This is a genomic window from Bacillus sp. BR3(2024), from assembly GCF_039134555.1.
GTDB lineage: Bacteria > Bacillota > Bacilli > Bacillales > Bacillaceae_G > Bacillus_A > Bacillus_A cereus.
In genome coordinates, this window is the sequence record NZ_CP152433.1 from 2,667,309 (window position 1) to 2,692,888 (window position 25,580).

A 25,580-nucleotide genomic window follows, 5' to 3' on the forward strand; every position below is an offset into this window, starting at 1 on the left:
ATTCTATGTTTCTCCACCTATTTAATACTAACTAGCATCATTATTTTATATGTTTTACAACATTTATAATATAAATCCAGTACACAAGAAGAAAGAGTTTCAATTTAAACGTTCATTTTATTTCCCTTTCTTGAATACTACTAATCGTATACATATAAATTCAGGAGGTTACTATATGAAGCATCGTAATATGAGTTCCATCACGGCGAAAACGAAAACACAAAAACTCCAATTCTCTAATAATGATGCGTGGAAATATGAATCATACTATAAGTATCAGCCATTATTCTCTTATAAAAAGCTTTTTAATTTTCTTTCTCAACTTTTTAGACGTTAATATATGCGCAAAAAATATATCATTCACAAAATTTTTCTCAATATTAAATGTATAGACTTACTACAATTCAGTTGTTACCATATATAATAATCTGTTGGATAAACCCCTTAAGTTGACCTGCTTATATTAGCAGGTCTTTTTCATGATTACATACTTCTGTGTACCTCGATCTCACTTCCAAGTCTTTTCTCCATTTTATAACCATATTTAACTCCCAACAATTCATGATTATCATGAATTGTTGGGAGTTAAATTGTTCACATATAATTATGCAATTCTTCTTTCTCAATACACAAAAGACATTTTACTTGTTACTATAAAAGTACTCCAGATGAGTTTTTTGCTCATCGACATTATCTAGTTATTGGGGCCTGCCGCGGGAAGCAGGTCCCTTTGACTGTATGAAGGTCCTAATTTCATTTGGACACATTTACCAGGTTTTTTCAAAAGAATTTTATGATAACATTACGTAGTCGAGTCCGACATCTCGGCAATACCCTTTTGAGGGTCTGCAACTTCCCTTGCAGACCCTCTTTTACTTTATATTCAATTTATTCATATATACCACAACATCATTCATTGAATTTCTCCATTTCAAATTCCCTAAAAATAATCTAGGACACGTAACTAAAAATAAATCTTCATCATACTTTGAGTTATACATGTTCAAAGGAGTGTTACTATTTATGTATTCTTATTGGCAATCGTATTACTCCCCCTACCATAACCCTTATGTAAACTATGATTTATCCGTACGGAACTACCGAATTAGTAAAAATGAGAATTTTTTAAAAGGGTATATGCGTTCTTTATGGGAACAACACGTCGCTTGGACGAGATTGGCTATTATAAGTATAGTCTTTAATTTACCAGATGTTAACGTTACTGTTGGACGACTTCTACAAAACGCAACACATATGGGACTATCACTTGAACCATTTTACGGTGAGGATGCAGTGAAAAAATATAGTGCATTAATTAAAGATCACTTAGTAATTGCAGCGGATCTTGTTAAAGCCGCAAAAGCTGGTAATCAAAATGCAGCGGCCGCTATAGAGAAAAAATGGTACGCTAATGGTGATGAAATTATTGAATTTCTTAACAGTATCAACCCATATATAGATAAAGAAGAATTTAGAAAAATGTTTTATGAACATTTAGCACTAACGAAAGCAGAAGCACTTGCCTTCCTAAATAAAGATTATGAAGCAGGAGTAAAACTTTACGATAAAATTGAAAAAGAAGCATTGGAAATGGCCGACATGATAACAAACGCAATCGTAAAACAATTCCAGCAAGTATTTCAATAAAGTGAAACTTTAATCAGAGTAGGTATTACTACTAAGTAATACTTGATAAAAATAAGTCGGTTTCCAAACATAAATCGGCTTATTTAGTTTTCTCTCCATGATATTTCACCTCTCCTCTTTACATTTAGCTTATATCGATATATTTTATTAATATCCGTTTTTTATAGGAGGAAATAGTTTGATTAACGCAATTGGTCTCGTTTTTATACTTACAAATAAACACGAGAAAAAAAAGAAAGTTTACTTAAATGAAAAATTTGCACTAATAGATATTATTGATTCTAAAGAAGTATTTGATGATGAAGGGAATCCTTTAGTAGAACTAACATGTAAATACAGTATATATTTAGATGAAAAATATTACTGTAAATCTCTCGATGATTATACCGGACAAGTATTTCCTTTCTTAAGTGCAAAAATAGGAAAAGGTCTTCTAAGAAACTTAAACTACTACTTTTCTTACGTTGATGCCTATGATAAGAAACCACCAGTTAAAGAAATAAGACCACTTATGAAACAAGTAACGAACAGATAGCCAAAAATACAAAAAAAGAAAGCATCTAACTCTGGATGTTTTCTTTTTTATTGAAAACTCATTAACTTTCATCCTCTTCTAAAAGTATGTATCCAAGCATATTTTAAATTAAAAACATTGGAGGATTAGAGTGAATGAAATACTCAGAAACAATTATAAGCAAACGACTTCGAATACTTAAAATGACGGGTATGTTTTTCATGCTAGTGTTAATAGCATGGATTGGCTATACAAAATTACTTTATGAAAACGGCTTTCTTCAAGAAAAAAAGAATTCAGTAGAAGTAATGAACACTAGCATTACAGGGGAAATAGAGCAGCTTTTTCATATAAACTTGCAAGGTTATCGAAAAACAAGCCTTGATGCTGTTATAGAAGCAAGCAAAACCGATCCAAGTGAACTATCCCTAATTGAACTGGTCAACAAATCCTGCTCGCGAGATTGCATAGGCGAACCAGTAACATATGTAAACTCAAACAATGGATATATCTTTTATAAGGAATCTAATGGAACTAATGTGGCTATAACGGTTAAAAAGAAAGACACATGGGTAATTGTAAAGAAATCTGTTCAAGATGGAATATAATCACCCAAAAAAAGAGTACGTATCGTACTCTTTTTTATTATTAATACCCTTCCTCTTCATGAATACAATGGCATTTCGGTTTTGTTTTACAATGACATTTTTCACATTCACATTTCGGTTTCTCTTTGCAACAACATTCGTGAAAATCATTGCGTTTACATCTACATCTCCCAAACATTAAATTATCCCAAAATGTATTACAATTTTGGGAATGCCCACAATGACAAGTATTCCCCATGAATCTGCTTCCTCCTTAATAGAATTCATCATATTCTATGTTTAAAAGTATACAAAGGCTTGTTTATTAGTCTATTTTCTCCATATTATAAGTAGAGTTAAAAGATTACATAAAAATAAAAAAACGTCACATGACGGCTTTTTATTTAGCAAACTACTCTTTTGTATAAAAATATTTAATTCCTTTCGTATCTAACCAAGCAGTTGCTTTGTCCAGTTCGTTCCCTTGACGATAATCTGTTTCGAAATACACAAGCCCTTGGTTATCTCCACGAGATATTATTTTAGAAGTATATCCAAGCTTATCCATCATTTGAATCATGTCAGGAACTAAATTTACACCAAATTCATAAGTAACTACTTTGTTATATTTATTCACTATAATTCCAACCCCTTCTTGTTTTTTTATCGGCTCAACAATTGGATTTGTAAACCAAGCTAAAGGCTTATTTCCAATCAGCTTATTTAAATCACACTTGCCGATACCAGCCACATTCCCTGTTTCTGTGTATTGCCAAATATCACATGAATACGCCGGTTTGTTACCACCATAACGAGGAATCCATACAAAATCAGAATTGACATTTGCCATTCCAAATGGAGCATACATATGATGAGCAATATATAAACCAGCCTTCTTAGCTCCTAATCTGCGTAATTCATCAATAAAAGCTTGTGCACCCGCTCTCATATCGTTCATTGTTCTTACTTCTACGTCAGCTACCCAAACTGTTGCATTTTTATCACCACGGTTCCAAAAGTCTCTTGCTTCTATCCGTGCATCCTCTACTGAAACGAAACGACAGAACGCATAATTACCAAACGGAATATTCCTTGCTTTCATTGCTTGTACATAATTTTTATATAAAGGATCTACATAGTTTGAACCATCTTGCACACGTGCAATTACGAAATCCAATTGTGGTGCTGCGATATCCCAGTTAATGTCGCCATTCCATTTCGAAATATCCACAATATAACCCATTATTTAACATCTCCTTTTTCATTATTATATTCAAAGCTTGTTTTTTTGCTATTATCAACTAATAAATAGTATGAGAGGTAGTATATTATTGGGTAATAATTTAAAATTCGGCTTATGTATTGAGAAAACAAAATATTATTACAGGTTTAACAAGTAAAGATTTACAAAGCTCTAAACTATATAAAGTGAAACTATAATTAGTAGGAGGCTACGAGCAGTGAAATTCCCACTTAATTTCTTAGCTTCATCCGAATTTTGAGGTGAGAATTTTACTTCCCGCAAATAGCTTGATAAATAAAACCACCTTTCTGACAGGTGGTTTTGTGTACTAATTTACATATACATTGTCCATATTTTTATAGTTACTTAATATACTTGTTAACTAAAAACAAGACAATTTTTAGTTTTTAATCAAACCAATTTTCGTTTTATCTCACGTACTCATAGTACCATTTACGTGCATCTAACCAAGCTGTAAATTTATCGATATTCCCGGACGGATAGCCATTCGTTATAGCATAACCAATGCCATCTTTTTGAACGACAATTTGTCCATCAATACCCGCATCAACCATAGCTTGAGCCAAAGCTTGTAAATTACTAAATGCTACACCACCAGTTTTTACTTTGAGCAAATTCGCTGCACCTCCTCCAGTTTGTCCTGTAAGAGCAAATACAATAGAATTAGCGATTTTATCAACATTCCATTTTGCCATGTCGGATTCATTATCAATAAACCCTAATTCAATAAGAATAGCCGGTGCCTTCGTTCCATTTAATACTGCTAAATCTGTACGTTGTTTCGCACCTCGATCACGCCATCCAATATCTTTTGCTAGTTGAGCTGAGATTTTAGCCGCCAAATCTTTCTGATCATAATATAAAACCTCAACACCCTGTCCATTTCCATCACTTGCATTAAGATGAAAAGAAATAACTAAATCCACAGCATGGGAATTGCTATTCCGAATGATATTATTTAAATTTTGTGATTGAGTTGCCCCTACCTCGTCCGTATCGTCATAAACCGTGTGTCCTAGGGCTCTTAACTTAGCCGCCACGGCATCTTTAACTTGCCTATCTAGAACGTGTTCTTTCCGATTCCCGAAATTAGCACCTTGAACAATACTATTGTGTCCTCCGTGCAAACTATATCTGGCCATTATTTATCAACATCTCCTTTCTTAATATCCTATTCAAAACTTGTCTTATTGCTATTCACACTTACAATCTTAACTGTACCCATATGTCCTACATTTTCTAGGAGTGAAGCAATTTGTTATCGATATAAAAAAGCTATCACTTCATAAATCGAATGATTTATTCTCTAAATTACTTTTACATGAATGACGACACGAACAAAAAAAAGCATCACCCTTTCGGCGATGCCTAAAAACTCTATTTTACTTTTCAGCTCCCTAAATAAATAGAGTTTAAAATCACTGAAACTAAACCTATATTTCCTCCCCTTCCTTCACAGCTTCTTTCAACCTCTGCAACATATATCCAATCCCTTTACACCCCTCTAGCGGATATGTAATCATTTCTTCTGGATATAACTTTGTCACTACTTTTTTATGCTTCTTCCCTGCTAGTAAGACGATTTCGTCAAACTGTAATAAACTTTTATCTACCATCTGTTTTTGTAATTGCTCTATATTTATTACCTCATCGCTTTTTGAATCAAATGCAAGATCATAGTTTTCTAATACAATATCATTTGGTCTTAAAAATCCATGTTTCGCCGATAATATAACCCAGTTTTCGAAAAACATAGTTGCGTACGCCTGACATGCTTTTCCGAACGGACTAATATACACATCTTTTGCTTCCATCGGTCCGTAGTCTGAATGTTTATCCCAAATTTTCTTTTTTCCACATGGAATTATACATATCCTTTTCATATATATTTCTACTCCCTTTACTTTGGTAAATAAAATTCGTTATTTTGTACATTTTTCTCTCAAAATACTATATAATAATTCTGAAAAGTTTAAATTACACATTTTACCATATATGTACTATGGATCACTCTCATTGCAAATATTATAATACCATAAAAATTTTTGCATTTTTTTCTTCGAATTTTTATAATTAAATTTAAATATTATGATTTATAAATTAAATTAGGAAGGAGGTCCATAAAAATGAAAAATATTATCCCTGCACTATTAGTCTATTTTATTGTTTGCGTTATTTCCGTTATCATCCCAGCATCTGAAGGCTATAATTATGTCGGCTGGAAGTTATTTGTTGGGCAAGTGTATGCGATACCTATTTTCTTCATTACTGCTATAATTACATTTTATATAAACAAGAAAAAATCTTACGAATAAACGATTATAAGGATAGCTAACGCTATCCTTATTTTAATTCGTTAATCAAATTTAGAATGACCCTTGCAGTACTTTATATCCTTTCTTCTAAAAAGTCAAACGCAACTTCTGTATTTCAGCGTTTAAACGTAGCTCCTCCGAGAGCCAGCTCTCTAATTCTGAAACCGACGTAATATTTCGTTCTAAAAGTGACTGTAATTTACTCTCCAAATCATTAAACATACACAATCCTCCCGTTTTTAATTTTCTGTTTTTTAGAGATAAAAAAGGACAAGTAGCCAATCTGACTACTTGTCCTTACTGTTCATCTGTACGCAATACGATTAAGCTAGGAATGCTTCTGTTAATACTGGTACGATTTGTTTTTTACGAGATACAACACCTTTTAAAGTAGCTGTGTTGTTTTCTAGTGATACGTTGTATGCTTTCTCAACAACGTTTGCTGTTTTACCGATCGCAAGACCGACAGAATCATTAGTTAAGATATCAGTTACAACGAATAAGAATAGGTCTAAACCTTTTTCTTCTACTACTGCAGAGATTACTTTTTCAAGTTCCGCTTGGTGTACAAGAACGTCGTTTGTATCAACAGCGTTTACTTGTGCGATTTCAACTTTCGCATTACCCATTTGGAATTCTTTAGCGTCAAGAGAGATTAATTGCTCCATTGTTTTTCCGCTTAAGTCAGCACCAGCTTTTAACATTTCTAAGCCGTAGTTATCTGCATCTACACCAGCGATTTGCGCTAATTCACGAGCAGCTGCTACGTCTTGTTCTGTGCAAGTTGGAGATTTGAATAGTAAAGAATCTGAAATGATTGCAGATAACATTAAACCTGCAACTTCTTTACGAATTGTTACGCCATTTTCTTTGTACATTTTGTTTAAGATTGTAGCTGTACAGCCAACTGGCTCACAACGATAGTATATAGGATCGCTTGTTTCAAAGTTAGCAATACGGTGATGGTCAATAACTTCTAACACACGAACTGATTCGATATCGTTAGCACTTTGTTGACGCTCGTTATGGTCAACTAAAATAACGTTGTCCACTTCGCTTGCTACTGTCTCAACAAAACGCGGTCCTTCTACTTTAAAATAGTCTAACGCAAATTGAGTTTCACCGCTGATTTCGCCTAAACGTACAGGCTCAGCATTCATTCCTAATTCTTTTTTCAATTCTGCATAAGCAATTGCAGAACAAATTGCATCTGTATCTGGGTTTTTATGCCCGAAAACTAGTACTTTTTCCATGTTTTCCACCTCTTCATGAAAAGGATATCTTAAAGAAGCAAATATGACAATATTTAAAGCATATTTTTTTATAAATAATTGCACTTTCTTCTATATTTTTCATCATTTTCATAAAAAAAATCATCTAAAATGAATTAGATGATCGAAATGTATGTTTCAATTAAAATAGTGTAGGAGCTTGCACTACATTGTTAAAAGCGAAATTTGGGGATAAGCCATTATTCAAAAGGTTTACATCTATAACTTGATAAAACGCATTTCCAGTGTCTGCAATTTCCCAAACAGCTAAAATAAGATGGTATCCACTACGGTCAGTTGGTACATTTGCTTCGTGCGTTACTGTCGTCCCTGGTCTAGCTCCACCGTCATTTTTCACATAGAATGGCACTAAATCTAAATCCGATCGCGTTAAAGGTTTATTTGGATTCCAACCTTTTTTCGTAATATAATATTTCCACTCTTTTGTACTATGAGGAGCCGTTAGTTTCCACTTGAATGTATTCGTCCCGCCATTTAACGTAACTTTCTTCCACCTATCTACAGTTTGAACATCTAAAGCGGGAAAATGACCAGCCCCTGCAATTTGTCCATCAGAAGGTCCTAGTTGCGGAAATCCACCTATCCCTTCTACGCTTTGTGGTTCATATTGAATCGGTCCACAATTTACATTCACCCCTTGCTTACATAAATAAGATCGGCTCGCTGGTGATTCTACATATCCATGAGCTGAAGCCTTTTCTGAAAATCCAAATGTTAATAATCCCGTAAGTAATACTCCACCACTTAAAATAACTTTCTTCATCTTTTGTAAACTATTCTTTTTCATACTTTCATCCCCTTCCGATAATAAAGCGAAAATAACTATAGTTGGCTAGTCATCTTCTCTACATTTATTATAAGACGAGAATCATTACTAAAAGAACCCTCTAAAAAATTTATCAAATTCATTTAGTGCGTTAATTAGATTATAATTAACTATTTTAACACCGCCAGAAAAATATAGACTGTGTTAAAAATAGTTGTTTATTATTCACTTACTAATAATTAAGCACTCTCCCCGTTTGATTATACCTTAAATGTTTTTATAATAAATAACCGTAGCATCTAACTTACCATTCGGAGAAATTGCATACCCTGGTATTGTTCCAACTTCTTGGTAGTCTAGTGATTTGTACAGTTTATTGGAAGGATCTCCTTCTCTAGTATCTAATACTAAAAGAGACCTGTTTTCTTGCTTTGCTCGTTCCTCTGCTTTTTGCATAAGCGATCGTCCAATACCGTTACGTCTAAAGTTTGGATGAGTCATTAATTTGCAAATCTCGGCTCTATGAATTCCGTTAGGCTTAGTAACTAATTGTAATTGAATACTCCCTGCTACTTCGTTGTTTATTTTAGCCACATACAATATCACTTCTGGCGCTAATACTGTTTGCCAATACTTTGTTGCGTCTTTTTGTTCCAGTGGAGGCAAAAAACCAATTGATGCCCCATCATTTACAACCATTTTCAAAAGTTTCGAAAGTTCTTCCATATCATTTTCTAGTTGCTTTATTTCTTCAATTACTAAATTTCGCATTACTTTTCCCCCTTTTGTTTCATTGTAACAATTTTTAAAGAAGGAATAATGAAATAATAAGATGAATTTATAGAAAGATATGATTTTTTGTGAAAGGATAACGATATGAAATATATATTAGATAGAACGTACGCAAAAGAATTACTCGAATGGGCATATGAACAAAACCCGGGCCCTTGGTTTGAACATTCACTACATGTTGCTCATGCAACTGAAAACATAATTATAGAGCTTATTAAAAATGGGTATAACCTAGATGCTGACATAGCATATAACGCTGCCCTTTTGCATGATATCGGAAGATACAAAGGTTTTACCAAATCGGTCATTCATTCCTATGATGGTTATATGTATATGAATGATTTAGGGTATACAGGAAACGCTGTTATTTGTGTGACACACTCATTCCCATGCAAAAATGAACATATAGATATCGCAGCGGAATGGAGTCTCGTTCCTGACCATATGAGAAGCCGGTTAGTTGAAATATTAAATGAACATTGTAACTACGACTTATACAATAAAGTAATTACTCTTTGTGACGCTCTTGCTGATGCGGGTGGCTTTACTACGCTGGAAAGAAGATTAATTTCTGTTGGTTTGCGTCATGGTACAACATCTCATACATCTTTACATTGGAAAGGGTTTTATGCGATTAAGAAAGAATTAGAAGCTTTAATCGGTAAGAGTATATACACAGTTCTTCCTGATGTAGAAAAATCTATTTATGAAGATATAGAATATTAAATTGAATACAAATTTAATTTCAAATAAAAAACGTTTTAAACATAAAGTTTAAAACGTTTTTTTATTCAATGCTTTTGATTTTTCAGTTCTGTTAAACACTCTTGCACTAAAGTTACCGCTTGACTCATCGCAGCTCCGCCAGCAAATGCTGCTGAAACACCACATGCTTCCAGAATCTCTTTATCTGAACATCCTTGATCAAGACAACCTTTTGTATGATAAATTGTACAATACTCATCTTGCGTTGCTAAACTAATTCCTAATGCAATAAGTTGCTTTTCTCTTTTTGTTAAAGCACCCTCTTGAAAACAAGCTTGCGTGAACGCATTATATGTCTCAGCGATTTCAGGAATTTGATTTGTAAAACTACCTATACCTTCTTTATAATGATGTAGAATATCATTTATCGAACTATGTTGCTCATGTTCCATCTTATTCCCTCCAGTCATATTATCCATACCTATTGTAGTATGTGATGAAATGGAGGCAATATACCTTCTTTTGAATTAAGAATTTTCAGTTAATTTACGTTATAATTTTAAATTATCATCTACAATAACTTTTTCTCTAGAACTTTTTCTTTCAACCTCTTTACTTCTTTCTTCCCAAAATGTTAATCCTTCAATCCCCACATTTTTAGGATTAAATACTGGATCTTTCCCTTCTTTTTTCTGCCTTTCATAGTCTTTTAACACTTTTAATGCGGTTTTACTTAAAAGTAAGATTGCGATTAAGTTTAACCATGCCATACTACCAATTCCTAAATCTCCAAGATTCCATAAAAGCGACGCTGATTCAACACTACCAATGTAAACCATAATTAAAAATCCAAATTTTAAAACTGGTTTTAACCAGCCATACTTCAATTGACGATCTAAATAAGTAAGTGTCGTTTCAGCGATATAGTAATAAGCGAGTAACGTTGTAAATGCAAAAAAGAAAATTGCAATTGAAATAAATATTGGACCAAACCCTGTCATCACAGTTTCAACTGCTTGTTGCGTATAAATTGGACCTGCTTCCACATTTCCTATGTTTTTTACAATAGCGCTTTTCCCTTCAGGTATAACATTATACATACCTGTAATTAATATCATAAGAGCTGTCGCTGTACATACGACAATTGTATCGATATATACGGAAAACGCTTGAACTAACCCTTGTTTTGCAGGATGCGATACTTCAGCAGCAGCCGAACTATACGTCGCTTCTCCGACACCAGCAACGTTTGAAAATACAGCGCGTTTTACGCCCCATGCAATAGCTGCACCAACAATTCCACCAAACATTTCATTTACACCAAATGCACTAGAGAAAATTAAAGCAAACATACTTGGAATCTCCGTTACATTCGCAATTAATATGATACATGTAACAATTACATAACCAATTGCCATAAATGGCACAAGCATTTGAGAAACACCGGCAATTCTCTTTACACCACCAAAAATAATTGCTGCTAGTAACACGACTAAAAATATACCAGTTATATATTTGCTAATACCATTAGAGTTTTCGAATCCAACTGCGATACTACTAGATTGAATACCTGGTAATAACACGCCATATGAAAGTGTTACAACTACCGCTACAATGACTGCAAACCATTTCATTTTTAAACCTCTCTCAATGAAATATGGAGTACCGCCGCGATATTCATTCCCTACTTTACTTTTGTATACTTGAGATAATGTTGATTCTACAAACGCGCTCGCTGCCCCTAACAAAGCCATTACCCACATCCAAAATACAGCTCCAGGCCCGCCGAAAGCGATCGCTGTCGCTACCCCTGCAATATTACCAATTCCAACTCTTCCTGATAAGGCTAAACAAAATGCCTGAAAAGATGATATTCCCGTCTCGGAACTCTTTCCTTCAAATAATAGTTTAATCATCTCTTTAAAATAACGAATTTGCAAAAAACGTGTTGCAATCGTGAAATATACGCCTGCCCCTAATGCAAAAACAACTAAACCGATACTCCACACTTGCCCTACTAACCATTCTACTAAATTCTCCATCCAAATCCCCCTTATCATTCTTTGGAAAAGCAATTTTGTATATAAGAAAACGGACAACTATTATCAAACTTTCTAGTTGTCCGCATCTTTCATTATTTCATCCCTCAATTTTTGTCAGTAAAACACCCTATTACTTTATATTTACCCAAACACTTTTCACTTCTGTATAATTATCAAGCGCATATGAACCTAATTCGCGGCCAATACCAGATTGTTTGTATCCACCAAATGGTGCAGCTGCATTTTCTAAGTTATAATCATTAATCCACACTGTTCCTGCTTTTAATTTATTTGCCACTTGATGACCCGTTTTGATATTTTGCGTCCATACACCCGCAGCAAGGCCATAGGATGAGTTGTTCGCTCGTTCAATTACTTCTTCTGTCGAATCAAATGGCAGAACAACAACAACTGGTCCAAATATTTCTTCCTTAACGATTGTCATATCGTCTGTAACATCTGTGAATACAGTTGGCTTAACGAAATAACCCTTTTCAAGTGCACGTTCACCACCAGCCGCAACTGTAGCGCCTTCTTTCTTCCCTTGCTCAATGTAATGTAACACACGCTCTTGTTGTTTCTTAGATACGAGTGGACCCATTTCCGTTCCTTTCTCCATACCTGCTCCAAGTTTTACGTTGTTCGCCATTTTCACAAGTGCATCTACTACAGTTTCATAATGTTTACGATGAACAAATACACGTGATCCTGCGCTACAATTTTGACCGTGATTATACATAATACCTTGGAATGCACCATTAATTGCTTCTTCCAAGTCCGCATCTTCTAAAATGATATTTGGTGATTTGCCGCCAAGCTCTAACGTTACATGCTTAATCATTTCTGCAGACTGACGCATAATATACTTTCCTGTAACAGTAGATCCTGTAAAAGCAACTTTATCAATGTCATGATGATTTACAATTGCTGCTCCTGCTTCAGGACCAAAGCCTGGTACAAAGTTTACAACACCGTTTGGAAATCCAGCCTCTTTAAAAAGTTTTGCTGTATATAGTAAAGATAAAGGCGTTTGCTCTGCTGGCTTTAATACGATCGTACAACCTGTCGCCAGTGCAGCTCCCATTTTCCAAGAAGACATAACGAGCGGAAAATTCCACGGAATAATCTGACCTACAACACCTACAGGTTCATGTCTCGTGTAATTTAAGTAATCTTTTGAAATTGGGATTGTTTGCCCAATAATTTTTGTAGCCCATCCTGCGTAATAACGATAATTTTCTACAGTTGCTGAAATATCATCATCAAGTGCTACTTGATATGGCTTTCCATTATCTAAAGCTTCTAGTTGCGCTAATTCTTCTCTATGTTCTTCAATTAAATCTGCTAATTTATAAATAAGATGCGCTCTTTCAGCAGTAGTCATTTCTGCCCACGGACCGGATTCAAATGCAGATCTTGCCGCTTTTACTGCAGTATCAATATCCTCTTCTTGCGCTTCACATACGACAGCTAGAACATCTTCTGTAGCTGGATTATACGTTTCAAACGTCTTTCCCCCAATAGCAGCAACAAATTCGCCATTAATAAACATTTTAATTTCTTCATTTAAAAACGCTTCCACTTTTGGTTTCAGCTCAATATTTGTCTTTAACATTATGTTCTCCTCCTTATTTAAACAGCTACATGAGCTGCAATATTTGATAAAATCGTTTGAAGCTTTTGATCTTCGTCAACAGTTAATCCTAGTCTTGGATAGCGAGAAGGTCCTCCCGCTTGCCCATGTAATTCCATGGAACGTTTAACGATTTGAACATATTTCCCTGATCCTTCAAGAAACTCGCAAAGTGGTAAAATAGCATCGTTTATTTCCCACGCCTTTTCTAATTCACCATTTTGAAAATGCTCATACATTTTTGTAACGAGACCGGGAACGATATTTCCTGCTACTGAAACCCATCCCGAAGCACCAACTAAATATGATTCCATAACTAAATCTTCAGAACCACAGAAGACTTGGAAAGCCCCTTCACTTTGTCTTACTAAATCTCTCGCTTTTCGAATATCTCCGCTAGATTCTTTAATATGTGTAACATTTTCACACTCTTTTCCAATACGGAGCATTAGCTTTGTACTCATATCAACACCAGAAGTAAATGGGTTATTGTATAGCATAATTGGTATATTTACAGAATTTGAGATTTCTTTAAAATGAAAATAAATCTCCTCTTCTTTCGGTTTACAATAGTAAGAGTTTATAATTAATGCACAATCCGCTCCGTGCGCTTCTGCATGTTTCGTATATTCAATTGTTTCTTTCGTCGTCTCTGCTGCAGTTCCAACAATGACTGGAATACGGCCATCAATTTCTTTCAACACGGTTTCTACCATTTTAAATCGTTCTTCTTTTGATAAACTTACAAACTCTCCTGTACTTCCATTAATGATGACACCTGCAACCTTTTGTTCGATAAAGTAATTTACATTTTGTTTTACCCCATCCCAATTAATTTCCTGAAATTCATCCATCGGTGTTATTAATACTGGAAATGCCCCTTTAATTTTTTGCATATTTATCTCTCCTTATCACATTTTATTTTAATAAGAAACCTGCCGGAAATGGATCCGTAGGGTCTAATAGAAACGTCTGCATTCCTGTAATAAATCCTCTACTTTCAAAACGGAAAATGTATCCTAGTTCCTCCTTCTTCACTTTTTCCACAGTTATAAAACTATTAAATATACTTTCATTTTTAAAAGGTTTATCCGCCATATAATCATTTTTAAATAACGCATGAACATAGGAAACGATAGTAGAAACAAAACCTGGCGAACGTACGATAAAGTTATCTTCATGAAATGTAATCGACTTTATATGGTTCTTTTCTTTTTGCGAAGGATCTACTAAAATAAGCCTTTTTATTAGCGACTGTTTTTGTATATCCTGCAGTGTAGCTTCTCCCCATCTTTTCAATTCTGAAATGTTTTCAACACGAATTTCTGGCGAATACGCACCTTTTTCTACAACTGCATATACTTTATCTGCTTGTATGAGAGAATAACTTACATTACCAACCTGTAAATTTTCCTCAATCAAATAGCAAAGTTTGCTTTCAAACGAAACAGATATAACTTCATCATTCTCTACATACGCATGAACTAAAAATATTCCAGATAACGTTTCAATTTTGTATTGATTGGACTCTCTCTTTTTTAAATACCCACTTTCGAGTAACATCGTTATTACCGCAACAATGCCCCCATAATGAAGCGGAATCGAACTTTCATGATTAAAAAATAATACAGCTGCATCCACTTCATTATGGATAGATGGAACGACAATACACCCGTTCAAACCGATAAAACCACGTGGTTCATTTAATAAAAGCTTCATCTCTTCTGCTAATTCACCCGAAAATTGTTCATTTAATTGCTCCAAATTGTAGTAGTATTTGCATGGTACGTCTTTCATTACACGAAATGCCTCGCCATTTACATGTACGTCTACTGCTGTATACATTTTTTGAATGTTCATTTTATATCCTCCGTTTCATGTTCCATCGGCGGAATTAGCAAAAATCCTTCTTTGAGTGGATCCATTTCATTGTAAAAAAATTTATGCATACCCATAAGCCAAGCTGATCCCGTAATTTTCGTTATGACAGCTTCAATATTTTCAACATGTGTCGTATTCACGACATATCCTTTAAATAAAGAACCAACGATACTCTCATGAATGAACTCTTCACCAATTTTGATTTCTTTCTGAGCATATAATACAGCTAGCTTCGCAGATGTTCCTGTACCGCATGGGGATCGATCTATTCCGCCTGGTGGTACAACAACTGTATTTTTCACATGCGCACATTCATGAGTAGGATCTGTATAAAATTCAACATGTGTTAATCCTCTTATAAACGAATACTCTGGATGAGTGATTTCAAACTTCTCATTAATTGTGTTTCTTATATGAATCGCCTTATCGATGATTGTAGATGCATTTTCTGGTACTAATTCTAGATCTACTGATTTCGCATCAATAATGGCATAAAAATTCCCTCCATACGCAATATCAGCTTCTATAGTTCCAATGTCTTTCACTTGTACAGTAATATTTTTTAATAAAAAAGCTGGTATGTTACAGAAAGATACTTCTTTTGCTTTTCCATCTTGAACAGCAATATCTACTTCAACTAAGCCAGCCGGTGTATCTAGTTTTAAAGAAGTAATCGGTTCAACTACCGGAATTAAACCTGATTCAACTAACGCTGTACATACACCGATTGTATCGTGACCACACATCGGTAAATATCCACCTGTCTCTATGTATATAACACCTATATCAGCCTCAGGATGACACGGGTCTGTTAATAATGCCCCTGACATTACATCATGACCACGCGGTTCATTCATTAACAATTTTCGAATCCAATCATACTCCTTTTTCATATGTAACATCTTCTCTGCCATCGTCTCTCCAATCAACTTTGGAAGTCCACTAATTACTGTCCTCGTTGGATTCCCACCCGTATGTGTATCAATTGTCGTAAAGACTCTTTGTGACTTCATCCGTTTAACACCCTTTCTGTAAAACGACTCAAACGAAGTGGTTCAATAGGAATAATTGTCTCTTTTTCATTTAATAACTCTTCAATTACTTTCCCAGTAACTGCTGCAAGACTAATCCCATCCCCTTCATGCCCAGCGGCAATGAAATAATTTGGAATATGTTCCACTCGTGAAATAATCGGTAAATGATCTTCTGTCCACGGACGTAAACCAGCGTAAGAACGAATTACCATCATATCTGCCATTTTCGGATAAAAGCGAATCGCTCTATTTGCAATACATTTAATGACTTCATTGTTTATTCTCGTATGAAACCCTACAAATTCACGGCTACTTCCAATTAAGAAATTTTGACTTTCAGTAGGCTCAAATACGAGCGCAACCCCGTATTTTTCAGTTAAAGCATCTACTTTTCGTTTTCCGCCAAATTTAGAAATTAAATAACCGAATTCCATTACTTTACGGCACCCTACGTGTTGTTGTCTTGATGCTACAATAATATGCCCTTTTCTCGGTTCAATTGGTATATTTACATTTAACATCTGACCAATCTTAGGAGCCCACACACCCGCTGCATTTACAACTTGTTGTGCTGTAAAAGTTCCATTCGTAGTTTCTACAACAAATGAACCATTCGTATCTATGTTTATACTCTTTACTTCGGTCTGTTTAAAGGCTTTTGTGCCAAACTTTTGTGCCTCTGACAGAAGCGAGAATGCAAGGAGATATGGATTCACAGTTGAATCCGTCGCACATTCTAAACCGCCTAATAAATCATCAGCAAAAAAAGGCGATTCTTCTCTTATATCTTGCCTATCAAGCATTCGAAACGGTAATCCAGCTTCTTTTTGCCGATTTACCCATTGCTGCGCAGCTTCCATCTCTTCGTCTGACTCACATACGAGAATACTTCCTGGTGCCCTATATTCAAATGAATGCTCTAATTCTTCACTTAAATCAGTTACTAATTTTTGACTTACTAAAGACATTTGACTATCAAACCCTGGGTCTTTATCAATGGCCAAAATATTCCCATCACACCGTGAAGACGTCCCGCTGACAAATTCTCCTTTTTCAATGATTGTTACGTCTCTTCCGTATTTTGAAGTGTAATAAGCGATAGAACACCCTATTATTCCACCACCTATAATTAAAACGTCGCAGTGCCTCACACTATACTCCTCCTTTCCCTAAACCTCTCACTTTCTTTTATGCAATTGACGTGCCAATTCTGTACATATACAATTTTTATAAATAATATTTTTATTTGTAAAAATATTTTAAATTTATAGTAAATAGGTGTATTATTTTTTTATCACTGTCAAAATTTTTATACATAACAGGAGGACATTATGGCATTTTCATTTCCGACTATACAAGAATTTTTGGAAAGCGCTTTAATCAATCATACATGTAGCCTTGATCGCATTAAGAAAATAAACGAAAGGTTTTATTATCTCCCTTCTACTACAGAAGAATATAATTGCGCAATTATTTATGTAGATGACTCATTCACTGCATTAATTGACGCTTTTTCTTATGAATTAGCTGTTATCATCCTTAACGAAAACGATGAGCCGCTATGCTGTATAACTTCTCAGCAAATGATTCCATTTCTTTATAAGTCCTACAATGAACTACAGTCATTTTATGACACTGTAATACAAACAACTGACTCTTCTGTTACAGTCATTGATAGTAAAGAATACGTTCGAACTTGGACAGATGGCGCTGAAAAAATATTTTCAGTCAATCATAATGAGATTATTGGGCAACCGATTACTCGTTTTTTTGATTATAAAGACTTGGAAATTTTACAATCTTTACATGATGGAAAAAGCATAGTCGCTCAGTTCCATCAGCCTCGTCCCGATTTATTCGTATTAATTAATTCAAATCCAGTTTATTGTAATGATGAAATTATAGGAGCAGTCGTTTCAGAAACAGATGTTACAAATCAAGTCGCTTTAAATGAAAAACTATTTAATATGTCACATGAAATGCACCGTTTAGAACAAGAAGTGGCAAAGTATAAAGATGAATCCGATCCATTCCTTGCGATGAATGGGAAAAGTCCTGTTATACAAAGAACGATACAATTAGCTAGAAAAGTTTGTTCGGTAAAATCAACTGTTTTAATACTTGGGGAAAGTGGAGTTGGAAAAGAAGTATTTGCGAAAGCAATTCATGAAGCAAGTGAGGCAGCGAAGGCGCCTTTCATTTCGATTAACTGCGGGGCAATTCCAGAAGCGTTATTTGAAAGTGAATTATTCGGTTACGAGCGTGGGGCATTTTCTGGAGCAAATAGTAAAGGAAAAAAAGGTAAAATTGAACTCGCGCAAGGCGGTACTTTATTTCTTGATGAAATAGGTGAAATGCCACTTGATATGCAAGTAAAACTGTTACGTGTACTGCAAGAGCGAAAGTATTACCGAGTTGGTGGTGAAAAAGAAATTAATATTGATTTCCGTATTATCGCTGCTACAAATCGTGATTTACAAGAAGAAATGAGAAAAGGAACTTTCCGAGAAGATTTATATTACCGCTTAAATGTAGTTAGTTTGCAGATTCCACCGCTGCGCGAAAGACGCGAGGATATTATTGAATTAACCTATTCTTTCTTAAACGATTTTTCAATCAACTACAACAGACCAATTCGTGACCTACCTTCAAGCATTATGCATGAACTGCTTCATTACAATTGGCCAGGTAATATTCGCGAACTTCGAAACGTTGTTGAACGGCTTGTGGTATTCGCAACAGACGGAATTATAAAACAAGAATATTTACCATTTCATACGACTGAAACTTTAGACAACCATACAGCTCATTCCCTATTACTCAGCAACAATAATACAATCCTTTCTTTACAAGAAGAGATGGATGAGCATGAGAAAAAAGTTATTGAAAGGGCTTTACGAATTTTAAATGGGAATAAATTAGAATGCGCAAAACAACTTGGTGTAACAAGGGCTACTTTATATAACCGTTTAAAGAAACTTGGACTTCAATAAAGAATCAGTATGCACCGATCAGGCGTTTACAGGTAGCCCTCTCTCCCTCCTCTATATTGGCATGATTTTTGCATATATAATTTGTGAAAATCGAACTAGAGGAGGAATACACATGACAAATAAAAACAACTTAATCGTTTGTCGTTGTGAAGAGGTTACATATGGGCAACTTCAATCGACAATTGCTGAATATAACTGCTCGGCAAGAGAATTAAAATTAAGAACACGTGCTGGCATGGGATTTTGCGGTGGTCGCACATGCAGAATAATGATAGATCGAATGATTGAAAATGTGAATCCTGACGTAACTCTTAATGAACTACCGTTAAAATATCAACCACCAATACGTGCAGTTACTTTTGGATCAGTAGGTGAAAGTAAATGAGTAGAATTACACATCACCCTATTTTAGGTACTTTACAAAGTAGTGAGCGTATTACCTTTCAATTTAACGGTCATCAATACGAAGCATATGAACATGAAACGATAGCTGCTGCCCTGTTAGCAAATGGAATAAGGACATTAAGAGTTCATGAAGATAGCGGAACACCGCGAGGTATTTATTGTAATATCGGGCACTGTTCCGAATGCCGCGTGACAGTAAATAATCAAACAAATGTACGCGCATGCTTAACTGTTGTAGAAGAAAACATGGTTGTTGAAAGCGGGAAACAGCATCCGAATATCGTGAGAGAGATGGTGAAAAAGCGATGAGTGATGTAATTATTATAGGTGCAGGGCCAGCGGGATTATCTGCTTCTATCTCTTGTGCTCGTTTCGGACTAAAAGTGCTCGTTATTGATGAATTTATGAAGCCGGGCGGGAGATTGTTAGGACAGTTGCATCAAGAGCCTACTGGAGAATGGTGGAACGGAATAGAAGAATCGAAGCGACTTCATGAAGAAGCAGAATCACTTTCAGTACATATCAGTTGCGGTGTTTCGGTCTATAATTTAGATAGAGATGAAAACAATTGGTTTGTACATACTAATATCGGTACGTTAGAAACACCTTTCGTACTACTTGCTACTGGAGCTGCGGAATATTCTATTCCCCTTCCTGGCTGGACACTTCCAGGAGTGATGTCAATTGGAGCAGCTCAAGTTATGACAAATGTTCATCGCGTGCAAGTTGGAAAAAAAGGAATTATTATTGGTGCTAACATTTTGTCTTTCGCCATTTTAAGTGAATTGCAATTAGCGGGAATTACAGTGGATCATATTGTACTCCCTGAGAAAAGCGAGTTAAGTCAAAAAGCTGGTGAACCTGAAGAAGTTTTAAACTCTCTTTTAAATGCAGCTCACCTCGCTCCTTCTGCTTTCTTGCGAATAGGTAGCCACTTTATGAAATTTGATTGGATTCGAAAAGCTGGATTAACATTCTATCCAAACAACGGAATGAAAATAAACGGAACGCCACTTCACCTTCGGAAAGCAGCTCTTGAAATTATCGGAACAGATCAAGTTGAAGGTGTACGTATTGCTAATATTGACTCTAAAGGAAATGTTATTAATGGAACAGAGAAAATATATGAAGCAGATTTTGTATGTATTGCCGGGGGATTATACCCACTTGCCGAACTTGCAGCTGTAGCCGGTTGTCCCTTCCATTACATTTCAGAATTAGGCGGACACGTTCCTCTCCATTCCGAAACAATGGAAACTCCTCTTCCTGGTTTATTTGTAGCTGGCAATATTACAGGCATTGAAAGCGGAAAAATTGCGATGGCGCAAGGAACAGTTGCAGGTCTATCTATCGCAAAATATGCAAGTAAAAAACGTGATATAGTCGACCAACAATTATCTCACGCCATGCAAAACGTTCACTTTGTTCGTCAGAAAGCTGCAATTCAGTTTAATCCGATGGTAGATATCGGTAGACGAAAAATGAATGAAATTTGGCGTGATTATTCTTCTACATATGCACATACTAAAAAGAGCTGCTGAGATTATTCTCAACAGCTCTTTTCTCTACTCATCTGAGTTATTAAATTTCGCTAATGCGTAAATGCCTTCTTCATCATCTAATTCAAGTTGTAATCTCGCTGCGAATGGATTGACATTATATTCTCTGTCAAGCAATAAGCGTAAAGCTTCGATTAAGTTTGCTTGAATTAAAATTTGCTGGCGACCATTTACCTCTACTTCCGCAGAGAAACCGTAGTCGTCATCATACATGAGTTCAACTAACACTTCTTCTGGACCCACTTGTCTTTTTTCAGCTATATATACGCAAAGCGCATTTATAAGCTCTTGTTCAGAAATTTTTATTGTTTCCATGCTACTTCATCTGCTTTCTTCTTACGTTGGTCTTTGAAGTATTTAAATGCACGAACTGCTAACATTACGATACCAGCCATTACTAACATATTTACCATAAACGCTAATACAGAACCAAGAGCTCCCATATTTGCAAATAAGCTACCCATTAGTAAACCACCAAGACCACCTAGTAATAAACCTTTCATAAAGCTTCCTTTATTACTTTTTGGTGCCGTGTTTGTTGCTTTCGTTTTTGAATCTGGAGTCGTTTTTTGAGAATTTACATTTGAGTCTTTTTTGTTTAAATCAACTTTTGACTTTTGACCTGAACTTGGTGTAAATGATTTTTTACCAGATTTGTAACTTTTCGCTGCTGCATGATCTACGAACATAAAGCTGCTAGCCCCAAAGATAACCATGAATGCTGTCATTACTGCTACAAGTTTTTTCAACATATTATATCCATTCTCCTTTTATATAGATATATGTGAAATCTATCTTTCTAGTAAATTCAGAATGATAGATTTGTTTTTAAGAACATTTTAAAGGTTCTTATGAACTTATTATATGAACTTTTGTCGAAATATGCAAGTATTATTTACTTTCAACAGTTTGGTCACAAAGGAAAAATTAAGCAAAACAGAATTGACTTTAAATGAAACAAAACATATTATAAGTTCATAAGAACTTTTTATTATTTTGGAGGTGAAAAGATGGAAACATTTCATCTCACACGAAACGAAATGGCTACCCTTCTTCTATCACTAAGAGGATGGAATACGAAAAAGCCTCTCGGTATTTTACAAGAAGCTTGGGCAAAGTCACATAAAAAAGATATTGAAAGCGGACAAAGCGTTACAGCTTTTATTACTACCGCACTTTCACCTATTTTTGAAAAGCTGATTAAAATTGACGATACTGATGTCGGTTTTTCTTTAAATGAAATAGTTGCGCTTGGCAATCAGATTGAAAACACCAGTTTCTCTGTAACTGCTATGCAAAACTGGGTGAAACGAGATATAAAAGAAATGATTGGCTCTCCTCAAAAGGGGAAAAAATATTCAATTGAACAAGCAGCCTTACTATTTATTGTCGAAGATTTAAAAACAGCACTTGATTTTGAATCCATTCGTAAGCTATTACGCCTTATTGTAAATGACCCAGCCGATCGAAGTGATGATTTAATCAATCCTGTTCATTTATATGTAGCATACTCTTCTCTATTTGAAGAACTCAATCAAGGGAATTGCTTACAATTAAATGCAACAGATACCGTTCATACAATTGAAAACATCGTAAAAGAAAAAGCTGATAAAATCGCAAGCAAGTTCGATCAAATTAATAACGAACAACGCGAAGCAATTCGTAACGCTATTATTATTGCGACCCTTTCTGTACATACCGCATATGTACAAATGTTAGCAAAACGTTACGTAACAGCAACTTTATTTTTACAGAACTTAGATGTGAAACCTTAAAAAACAAGCATCCCCCCGTCATATACGTAGTACAGGGGGATGCTTGTTTTCAATCAATATAAAATACAAAAATCATTTTACATCTAAGTTTCATTCTACAATAGCTCTTGATTATGTAAAAATCATGACTAACCTAACATTCAACAATGTTCATTTCTTTTTATTAAATTCCCATCAGATTTTCTCAATAAACTTAATTACTTCATCTTTATAATTATATTTGTCATTAATTTCTTGTAATAATTCAATATCATGCGTATGAGTTTTTCCTGTCTCTAACAGCTCACGATATAAATCAATATAAGGAAGATTTTTATTTATGGCATTTTTATATTCCTTTTCTACATCGTAAAAAACCTTTTTAAACCTCACATCAGTAATCCCTGCCTCATCAATTTCAAGAATTGCATACTGAGCACGTAAGTCAGAGTTTAGCTTATTCCACTTGTAAAAAGGTTGTCCAACTGTTCCTGGGTTAATAATTAATTGATCATTGCTACTATAGCGCAATAATTGATGGTGGGTATGAGCGTAAATCGCAATATCATAATCACGATCAAATAACCGATCAAACTGTCCCTGATTATTAGTGGGCCACAAATCTCCCCCGTAATTTTTATTTTGTAGATTATGACTAATACTGATTGATAAATCATTAACCTGTTTTGTTATATGTAATGGTAAATTTTTAACATGCTTAATATAGTTTTCATCCAAGTTTTCACATTGATACTGAACTAATCTAGAAACATAAATATCAGTTGCGTTATCAATATCAATATTTTTATTAAGAACGTCAAGAAAACTATCTTCCCAGTTTCCTTGTACATAAGTATCAACGTTAATACTTTCTAATATTTCAAATAAATCATTCGATCCAGGACCAGGCATAATTAAATCTCCTAAAAACCAATAATCAGTCACACCTTCTTTCATAGAATCTTCGATAACTGCTTTTAAAGCAGTTGCATTTCCATGTACATCTGCCAGTACAGCAATTTTATGTTTCATGTATTTTATTCCCTCCTCTAAATTTACGTTTCCATCTCATTCATTTTTTATTTTCGAACCAAATCAAATTGAATAGGCATATTCTTTTTTAGGCAATTTTACTATCTCTTGAATGAAATTTGATTTCTCTAAAATGTCCTCTAACTGCCCCTCACTATAGACGTAAATACCACCTACATATGAACTGTACGCCTTTTTCTCAGTTATTATTGCTAAGGTGCTATTTTCCTTTTTAAAATCACCCTCTAGTCCTTTTTCAAAAGATAAACTTTTGGCTTCTGAAAAATAAAGGTGAATTAACGTCGCTAATTGTACGTCCTCTGATTTTGCAAAGTACTTTATTTCATTTAAAATCATTTCATCTTGTAACGGAAGAAAGTCTTCTACTTCTAACTTCTCTCCTTTATGAAAGAAGTTTTGAAGTTCAGGAGTATAGAACGAAAGATTTTTCTCCTCTATCATTTTTAAAATTATTTGCAGCAATATGTCTTTTCCTATCACAAACGGGTGGCCAAATCCATTATTGTAAAGCTCTTCTTTCATTTTCATTAATTGTTCGATGAAGGGGATTCCTGATTCTTCAATAACAAGTTTATCGTCAATTAAACGCATGTTAGCAATCAATTCTTCTATCTGTAAACCTTCTAATTCAAGCGATGAGTAATATAAATCTCTATTCCAAAAATCTAATTGATCCATTCCTAATGAATTAAATAAGAGCTCATCTATAATTGGAAAAACTCCATCTTCTGTTAAAGCTTTCGTTACATCATCTAATAATCTATGTGTTTGATTTAAAATCGTACGTATTTCTTCGTCCTCTTGAATGATTCGTACCGTCCACTCACCATGATCTTCACCCGATATTTGCTGAAAACAATGTGAATATGGCCCATGTCCAACATCGTGTAGAAGGGCTACAGTAGATACTAGCTTTCGTTCATATTTCGATAAATGTATGTCACCAATCTCAGTAAGATGTTCTATCACTTTATTTACTAGCACATATACACCTATCGAATGTTCTTCCCTCGTATGCATTGCGTTCTCATGTAAAAAATACGTATGTCCTTGTTGTTTAATATTCGCCAACCTTTGAAATGCTTTTGTATCTATCAATCGAAGGATATCTCTATCACGAATAGAGATTGGTCCATAAATCGGATCTGTAATATACATACGTTCTCCTCCTATTTTTATAAATGAAAGACCTATACCATTATACTTAATTTTCAGTCTATTATCATTGATATATGAGAAATTTTTAATAATCTTTTCATTAACTCTTCATGAAAACGCGGCTTATATCTTTTACTATAATAATTATGAGAGACATAAAAGAATTGAAATAGCAATCCCCTATGT

29 protein-coding genes are annotated in these 25,580 nt (G+C 34.6%); 11 read left to right on the forward strand and 18 right to left on the reverse strand.

Features of this window, described 5'->3' with window-relative positions; all coding sequences use genetic code 11:
• The first annotated feature begins 175 nt into the window (after nt 1-175).
• The 4 genes from V7S45_RS13790 (at nt 176) to V7S45_RS13805 (ending at nt 2,769) form a co-directional block, all read left to right on the forward strand.
• A complete protein-coding gene (locus V7S45_RS13790; RefSeq protein WP_000682743.1) occupies nt 176-337 on the forward strand; it encodes a hypothetical protein in 162 nt (53 codons plus the stop codon).
• 686 nt (nt 338-1,023) lie between these two features.
• On the forward strand, nt 1,024-1,647 hold the full coding sequence (locus V7S45_RS13795) for an acetylglutamate kinase (protein ID WP_342761397.1): 624 nt from the start codon (nt 1,024-1,026) through the stop codon (nt 1,645-1,647).
• Nucleotides 1,648-1,825: 178 nt separating this feature from the next.
• Nucleotides 1,826-2,182, forward strand: coding sequence for a hypothetical protein (locus tag V7S45_RS13800; protein WP_000606231.1), 357 nt, complete (start codon nt 1,826-1,828; stop codon nt 2,180-2,182).
• A gap of 134 nt (nt 2,183-2,316) precedes the next feature.
• On the forward strand, nt 2,317-2,769 hold the full coding sequence (locus V7S45_RS13805; protein WP_000877572.1) for a hypothetical protein: 453 nt from the start codon (nt 2,317-2,319) through the stop codon (nt 2,767-2,769).
• On the opposite strand, the gene V7S45_RS13810 is transcribed toward V7S45_RS13805, so the two are convergent.
• The 4 genes from V7S45_RS13810 to V7S45_RS13825 all read right to left on the reverse strand — a co-directional run bounded on the left by V7S45_RS13810 (nt 2,770) and on the right by V7S45_RS13825 (nt 5,895).
• On the reverse strand, nt 2,770-2,943 hold the full coding sequence (locus V7S45_RS13810; RefSeq protein WP_000503000.1) for a hypothetical protein: 174 nt from the start codon (nt 2,941-2,943) through the stop codon (nt 2,770-2,772).
• Nucleotides 2,944-3,160: 217 nt separating this feature from the next.
• Nucleotides 3,161-3,991 (reverse strand): GH25 family lysozyme, encoded by an 831-nt coding sequence (locus V7S45_RS13815; protein ID WP_060852051.1) that lies wholly within the window; start codon nt 3,989-3,991, stop codon nt 3,161-3,163.
• Nucleotides 3,992-4,419: 428 nt separating this feature from the next.
• Nucleotides 4,420-5,154: an N-acetylmuramoyl-L-alanine amidase gene (locus V7S45_RS13820; RefSeq protein WP_000135279.1), complete on the reverse strand. Its 735-nt coding sequence runs from the start codon at nt 5,152-5,154 to the stop codon at nt 4,420-4,422.
• Nucleotides 5,155-5,445: 291 nt separating this feature from the next.
• Entirely contained in the window at nt 5,446-5,895 is a 450-nt protein-coding gene (locus V7S45_RS13825) for a DUF6884 domain-containing protein (RefSeq protein ID WP_000820903.1), read from the reverse strand.
• 243 nt (nt 5,896-6,138) lie between these two features.
• On the opposite strand from V7S45_RS13825, the gene V7S45_RS13830 reads away from it, so the two are divergent.
• Nucleotides 6,139-6,327, forward strand: a complete 189-nt coding sequence (locus tag V7S45_RS13830) for a DUF4017 family protein (RefSeq protein ID WP_000789485.1) — start codon at nt 6,139-6,141, stop codon at nt 6,325-6,327.
• Nucleotides 6,328-6,650: 323 nt separating this feature from the next.
• On the opposite strand, the gene ppaC is transcribed toward V7S45_RS13830, so the two are convergent.
• The 3 genes from ppaC to V7S45_RS13845 all read right to left on the reverse strand — a co-directional run bounded on the left by ppaC (nt 6,651) and on the right by V7S45_RS13845 (nt 9,156).
• Nucleotides 6,651-7,580, reverse strand: coding sequence for a manganese-dependent inorganic pyrophosphatase (gene ppaC, locus V7S45_RS13835; RefSeq protein WP_342761398.1), 930 nt, complete (start codon nt 7,578-7,580; stop codon nt 6,651-6,653).
• Nucleotides 7,581-7,740: 160 nt separating this feature from the next.
• Nucleotides 7,741-8,406, reverse strand: coding sequence for a lytic polysaccharide monooxygenase (locus V7S45_RS13840; RefSeq protein WP_025689389.1), 666 nt, complete (start codon nt 8,404-8,406; stop codon nt 7,741-7,743).
• Nucleotides 8,407-8,652: 246 nt separating this feature from the next.
• On the reverse strand, nt 8,653-9,156 hold the full coding sequence (locus V7S45_RS13845) for a GNAT family N-acetyltransferase (RefSeq protein WP_001245258.1): 504 nt from the start codon (nt 9,154-9,156) through the stop codon (nt 8,653-8,655).
• A 105-nt stretch (nt 9,157-9,261) separates the two neighbouring features.
• Here V7S45_RS13845 and V7S45_RS13850 point away from each other — a divergent pair, with 105 nt between their 5' ends.
• Nucleotides 9,262-9,903, forward strand: coding sequence for an HD domain-containing protein (locus tag V7S45_RS13850; RefSeq protein WP_000875112.1), 642 nt, complete (start codon nt 9,262-9,264; stop codon nt 9,901-9,903).
• Nucleotides 9,904-9,968: 65 nt separating this feature from the next.
• Here the strand turns inward: V7S45_RS13850 and V7S45_RS13855 are convergent, their stop codons facing one another.
• The 7 genes from V7S45_RS13855 to V7S45_RS13885 all read right to left on the reverse strand — a co-directional run bounded on the left by V7S45_RS13855 (nt 9,969) and on the right by V7S45_RS13885 (nt 17,623).
• Nucleotides 9,969-10,361: a carboxymuconolactone decarboxylase family protein gene (locus V7S45_RS13855; protein ID WP_001999958.1), complete on the reverse strand. Its 393-nt coding sequence runs from the start codon at nt 10,359-10,361 to the stop codon at nt 9,969-9,971.
• A gap of 72 nt (nt 10,362-10,433) precedes the next feature.
• On the reverse strand, nt 10,434-11,924 hold the full coding sequence (locus V7S45_RS13860) for an alanine/glycine:cation symporter family protein (RefSeq protein WP_025689385.1): 1,491 nt from the start codon (nt 11,922-11,924) through the stop codon (nt 10,434-10,436).
• Nucleotides 11,925-12,054: 130 nt separating this feature from the next.
• The gene (locus V7S45_RS13865; protein WP_342761399.1) at nt 12,055-13,539 is read right to left on the reverse strand and encodes an aldehyde dehydrogenase family protein; all 1,485 of its coding nucleotides are present in this window, start codon (nt 13,537-13,539) and stop codon (nt 12,055-12,057) included.
• Between the two features lie 17 nt (nt 13,540-13,556).
• Nucleotides 13,557-14,453, reverse strand: coding sequence for a 4-hydroxy-tetrahydrodipicolinate synthase (gene dapA, locus V7S45_RS13870; protein ID WP_001169456.1), 897 nt, complete (start codon nt 14,451-14,453; stop codon nt 13,557-13,559).
• Between the two features lie 22 nt (nt 14,454-14,475).
• Nucleotides 14,476-15,417: a proline racemase family protein gene (locus V7S45_RS13875; protein ID WP_342761400.1), complete on the reverse strand. Its 942-nt coding sequence runs from the start codon at nt 15,415-15,417 to the stop codon at nt 14,476-14,478.
• Nucleotides 15,414-16,451 (reverse strand): proline racemase family protein, encoded by a 1,038-nt coding sequence (locus V7S45_RS13880; RefSeq protein ID WP_048538302.1) that lies wholly within the window; start codon nt 16,449-16,451, stop codon nt 15,414-15,416. The genes V7S45_RS13875 and V7S45_RS13880 overlap by 4 nt, the downstream gene beginning before the upstream one ends.
• On the reverse strand, nt 16,448-17,623 hold the full coding sequence (locus V7S45_RS13885) for an FAD-dependent oxidoreductase (protein ID WP_025689383.1): 1,176 nt from the start codon (nt 17,621-17,623) through the stop codon (nt 16,448-16,450). Before V7S45_RS13885 ends, V7S45_RS13880 begins: the two co-directional genes overlap by 4 nt.
• 180 nt (nt 17,624-17,803) lie before the next feature.
• Here V7S45_RS13885 and V7S45_RS13890 point away from each other — a divergent pair, with 180 nt between their 5' ends.
• From V7S45_RS13890 to V7S45_RS13905, 4 genes are all read left to right on the forward strand, one after another.
• Nucleotides 17,804-19,465, forward strand: a complete 1,662-nt coding sequence (locus V7S45_RS13890; RefSeq protein WP_059303747.1) for a sigma 54-interacting transcriptional regulator — start codon at nt 17,804-17,806, stop codon at nt 19,463-19,465.
• Between the two features lie 112 nt (nt 19,466-19,577).
• Nucleotides 19,578-19,850, forward strand: coding sequence for a (2Fe-2S)-binding protein (locus V7S45_RS13895; RefSeq protein ID WP_000182620.1), 273 nt, complete (start codon nt 19,578-19,580; stop codon nt 19,848-19,850).
• Nucleotides 19,847-20,179, forward strand: coding sequence for a (2Fe-2S)-binding protein (locus tag V7S45_RS13900; protein WP_000087065.1), 333 nt, complete (start codon nt 19,847-19,849; stop codon nt 20,177-20,179). The genes V7S45_RS13895 and V7S45_RS13900 overlap by 4 nt, the downstream gene beginning before the upstream one ends.
• Entirely contained in the window at nt 20,176-21,411 is a 1,236-nt protein-coding gene (locus V7S45_RS13905) for an NAD(P)/FAD-dependent oxidoreductase (RefSeq protein ID WP_342761401.1), read from the forward strand. Before V7S45_RS13900 ends, V7S45_RS13905 begins: the two co-directional genes overlap by 4 nt.
• 24 nt (nt 21,412-21,435) lie before the next feature.
• Here V7S45_RS13905 and V7S45_RS13910 read toward each other — a convergent pair whose 3' ends face one another.
• Both V7S45_RS13910 and V7S45_RS13915 read right to left on the reverse strand, forming a co-directional pair.
• Nucleotides 21,436-21,744, reverse strand: coding sequence for a YxcD family protein (locus V7S45_RS13910; RefSeq protein WP_063245515.1), 309 nt, complete (start codon nt 21,742-21,744; stop codon nt 21,436-21,438).
• Nucleotides 21,732-22,181: a hypothetical protein gene (locus tag V7S45_RS13915; RefSeq protein ID WP_000914478.1), complete on the reverse strand. Its 450-nt coding sequence runs from the start codon at nt 22,179-22,181 to the stop codon at nt 21,732-21,734. The genes V7S45_RS13910 and V7S45_RS13915 overlap by 13 nt, the downstream gene beginning before the upstream one ends.
• Nucleotides 22,182-22,439: 258 nt before the next feature.
• On the opposite strand from V7S45_RS13915, the gene V7S45_RS13920 reads away from it, so the two are divergent.
• Nucleotides 22,440-23,204, forward strand: coding sequence for a DUF1836 domain-containing protein (locus tag V7S45_RS13920; RefSeq protein ID WP_000447231.1), 765 nt, complete (start codon nt 22,440-22,442; stop codon nt 23,202-23,204).
• Nucleotides 23,205-23,378: 174 nt separating this feature from the next.
• On the opposite strand, the gene V7S45_RS13925 is transcribed toward V7S45_RS13920, so the two are convergent.
• Nucleotides 23,379-24,215, reverse strand: coding sequence for a metallophosphoesterase family protein (locus V7S45_RS13925; protein WP_000680868.1), 837 nt, complete (start codon nt 24,213-24,215; stop codon nt 23,379-23,381).
• Nucleotides 24,216-24,278: 63 nt separating this feature from the next.
• Nucleotides 24,279-25,394 (reverse strand): HD domain-containing protein, encoded by a 1,116-nt coding sequence (locus tag V7S45_RS13930; RefSeq protein WP_342761402.1) that lies wholly within the window; start codon nt 25,392-25,394, stop codon nt 24,279-24,281.
• Between the last annotated feature and the right edge of the window lie 186 nt (nt 25,395-25,580).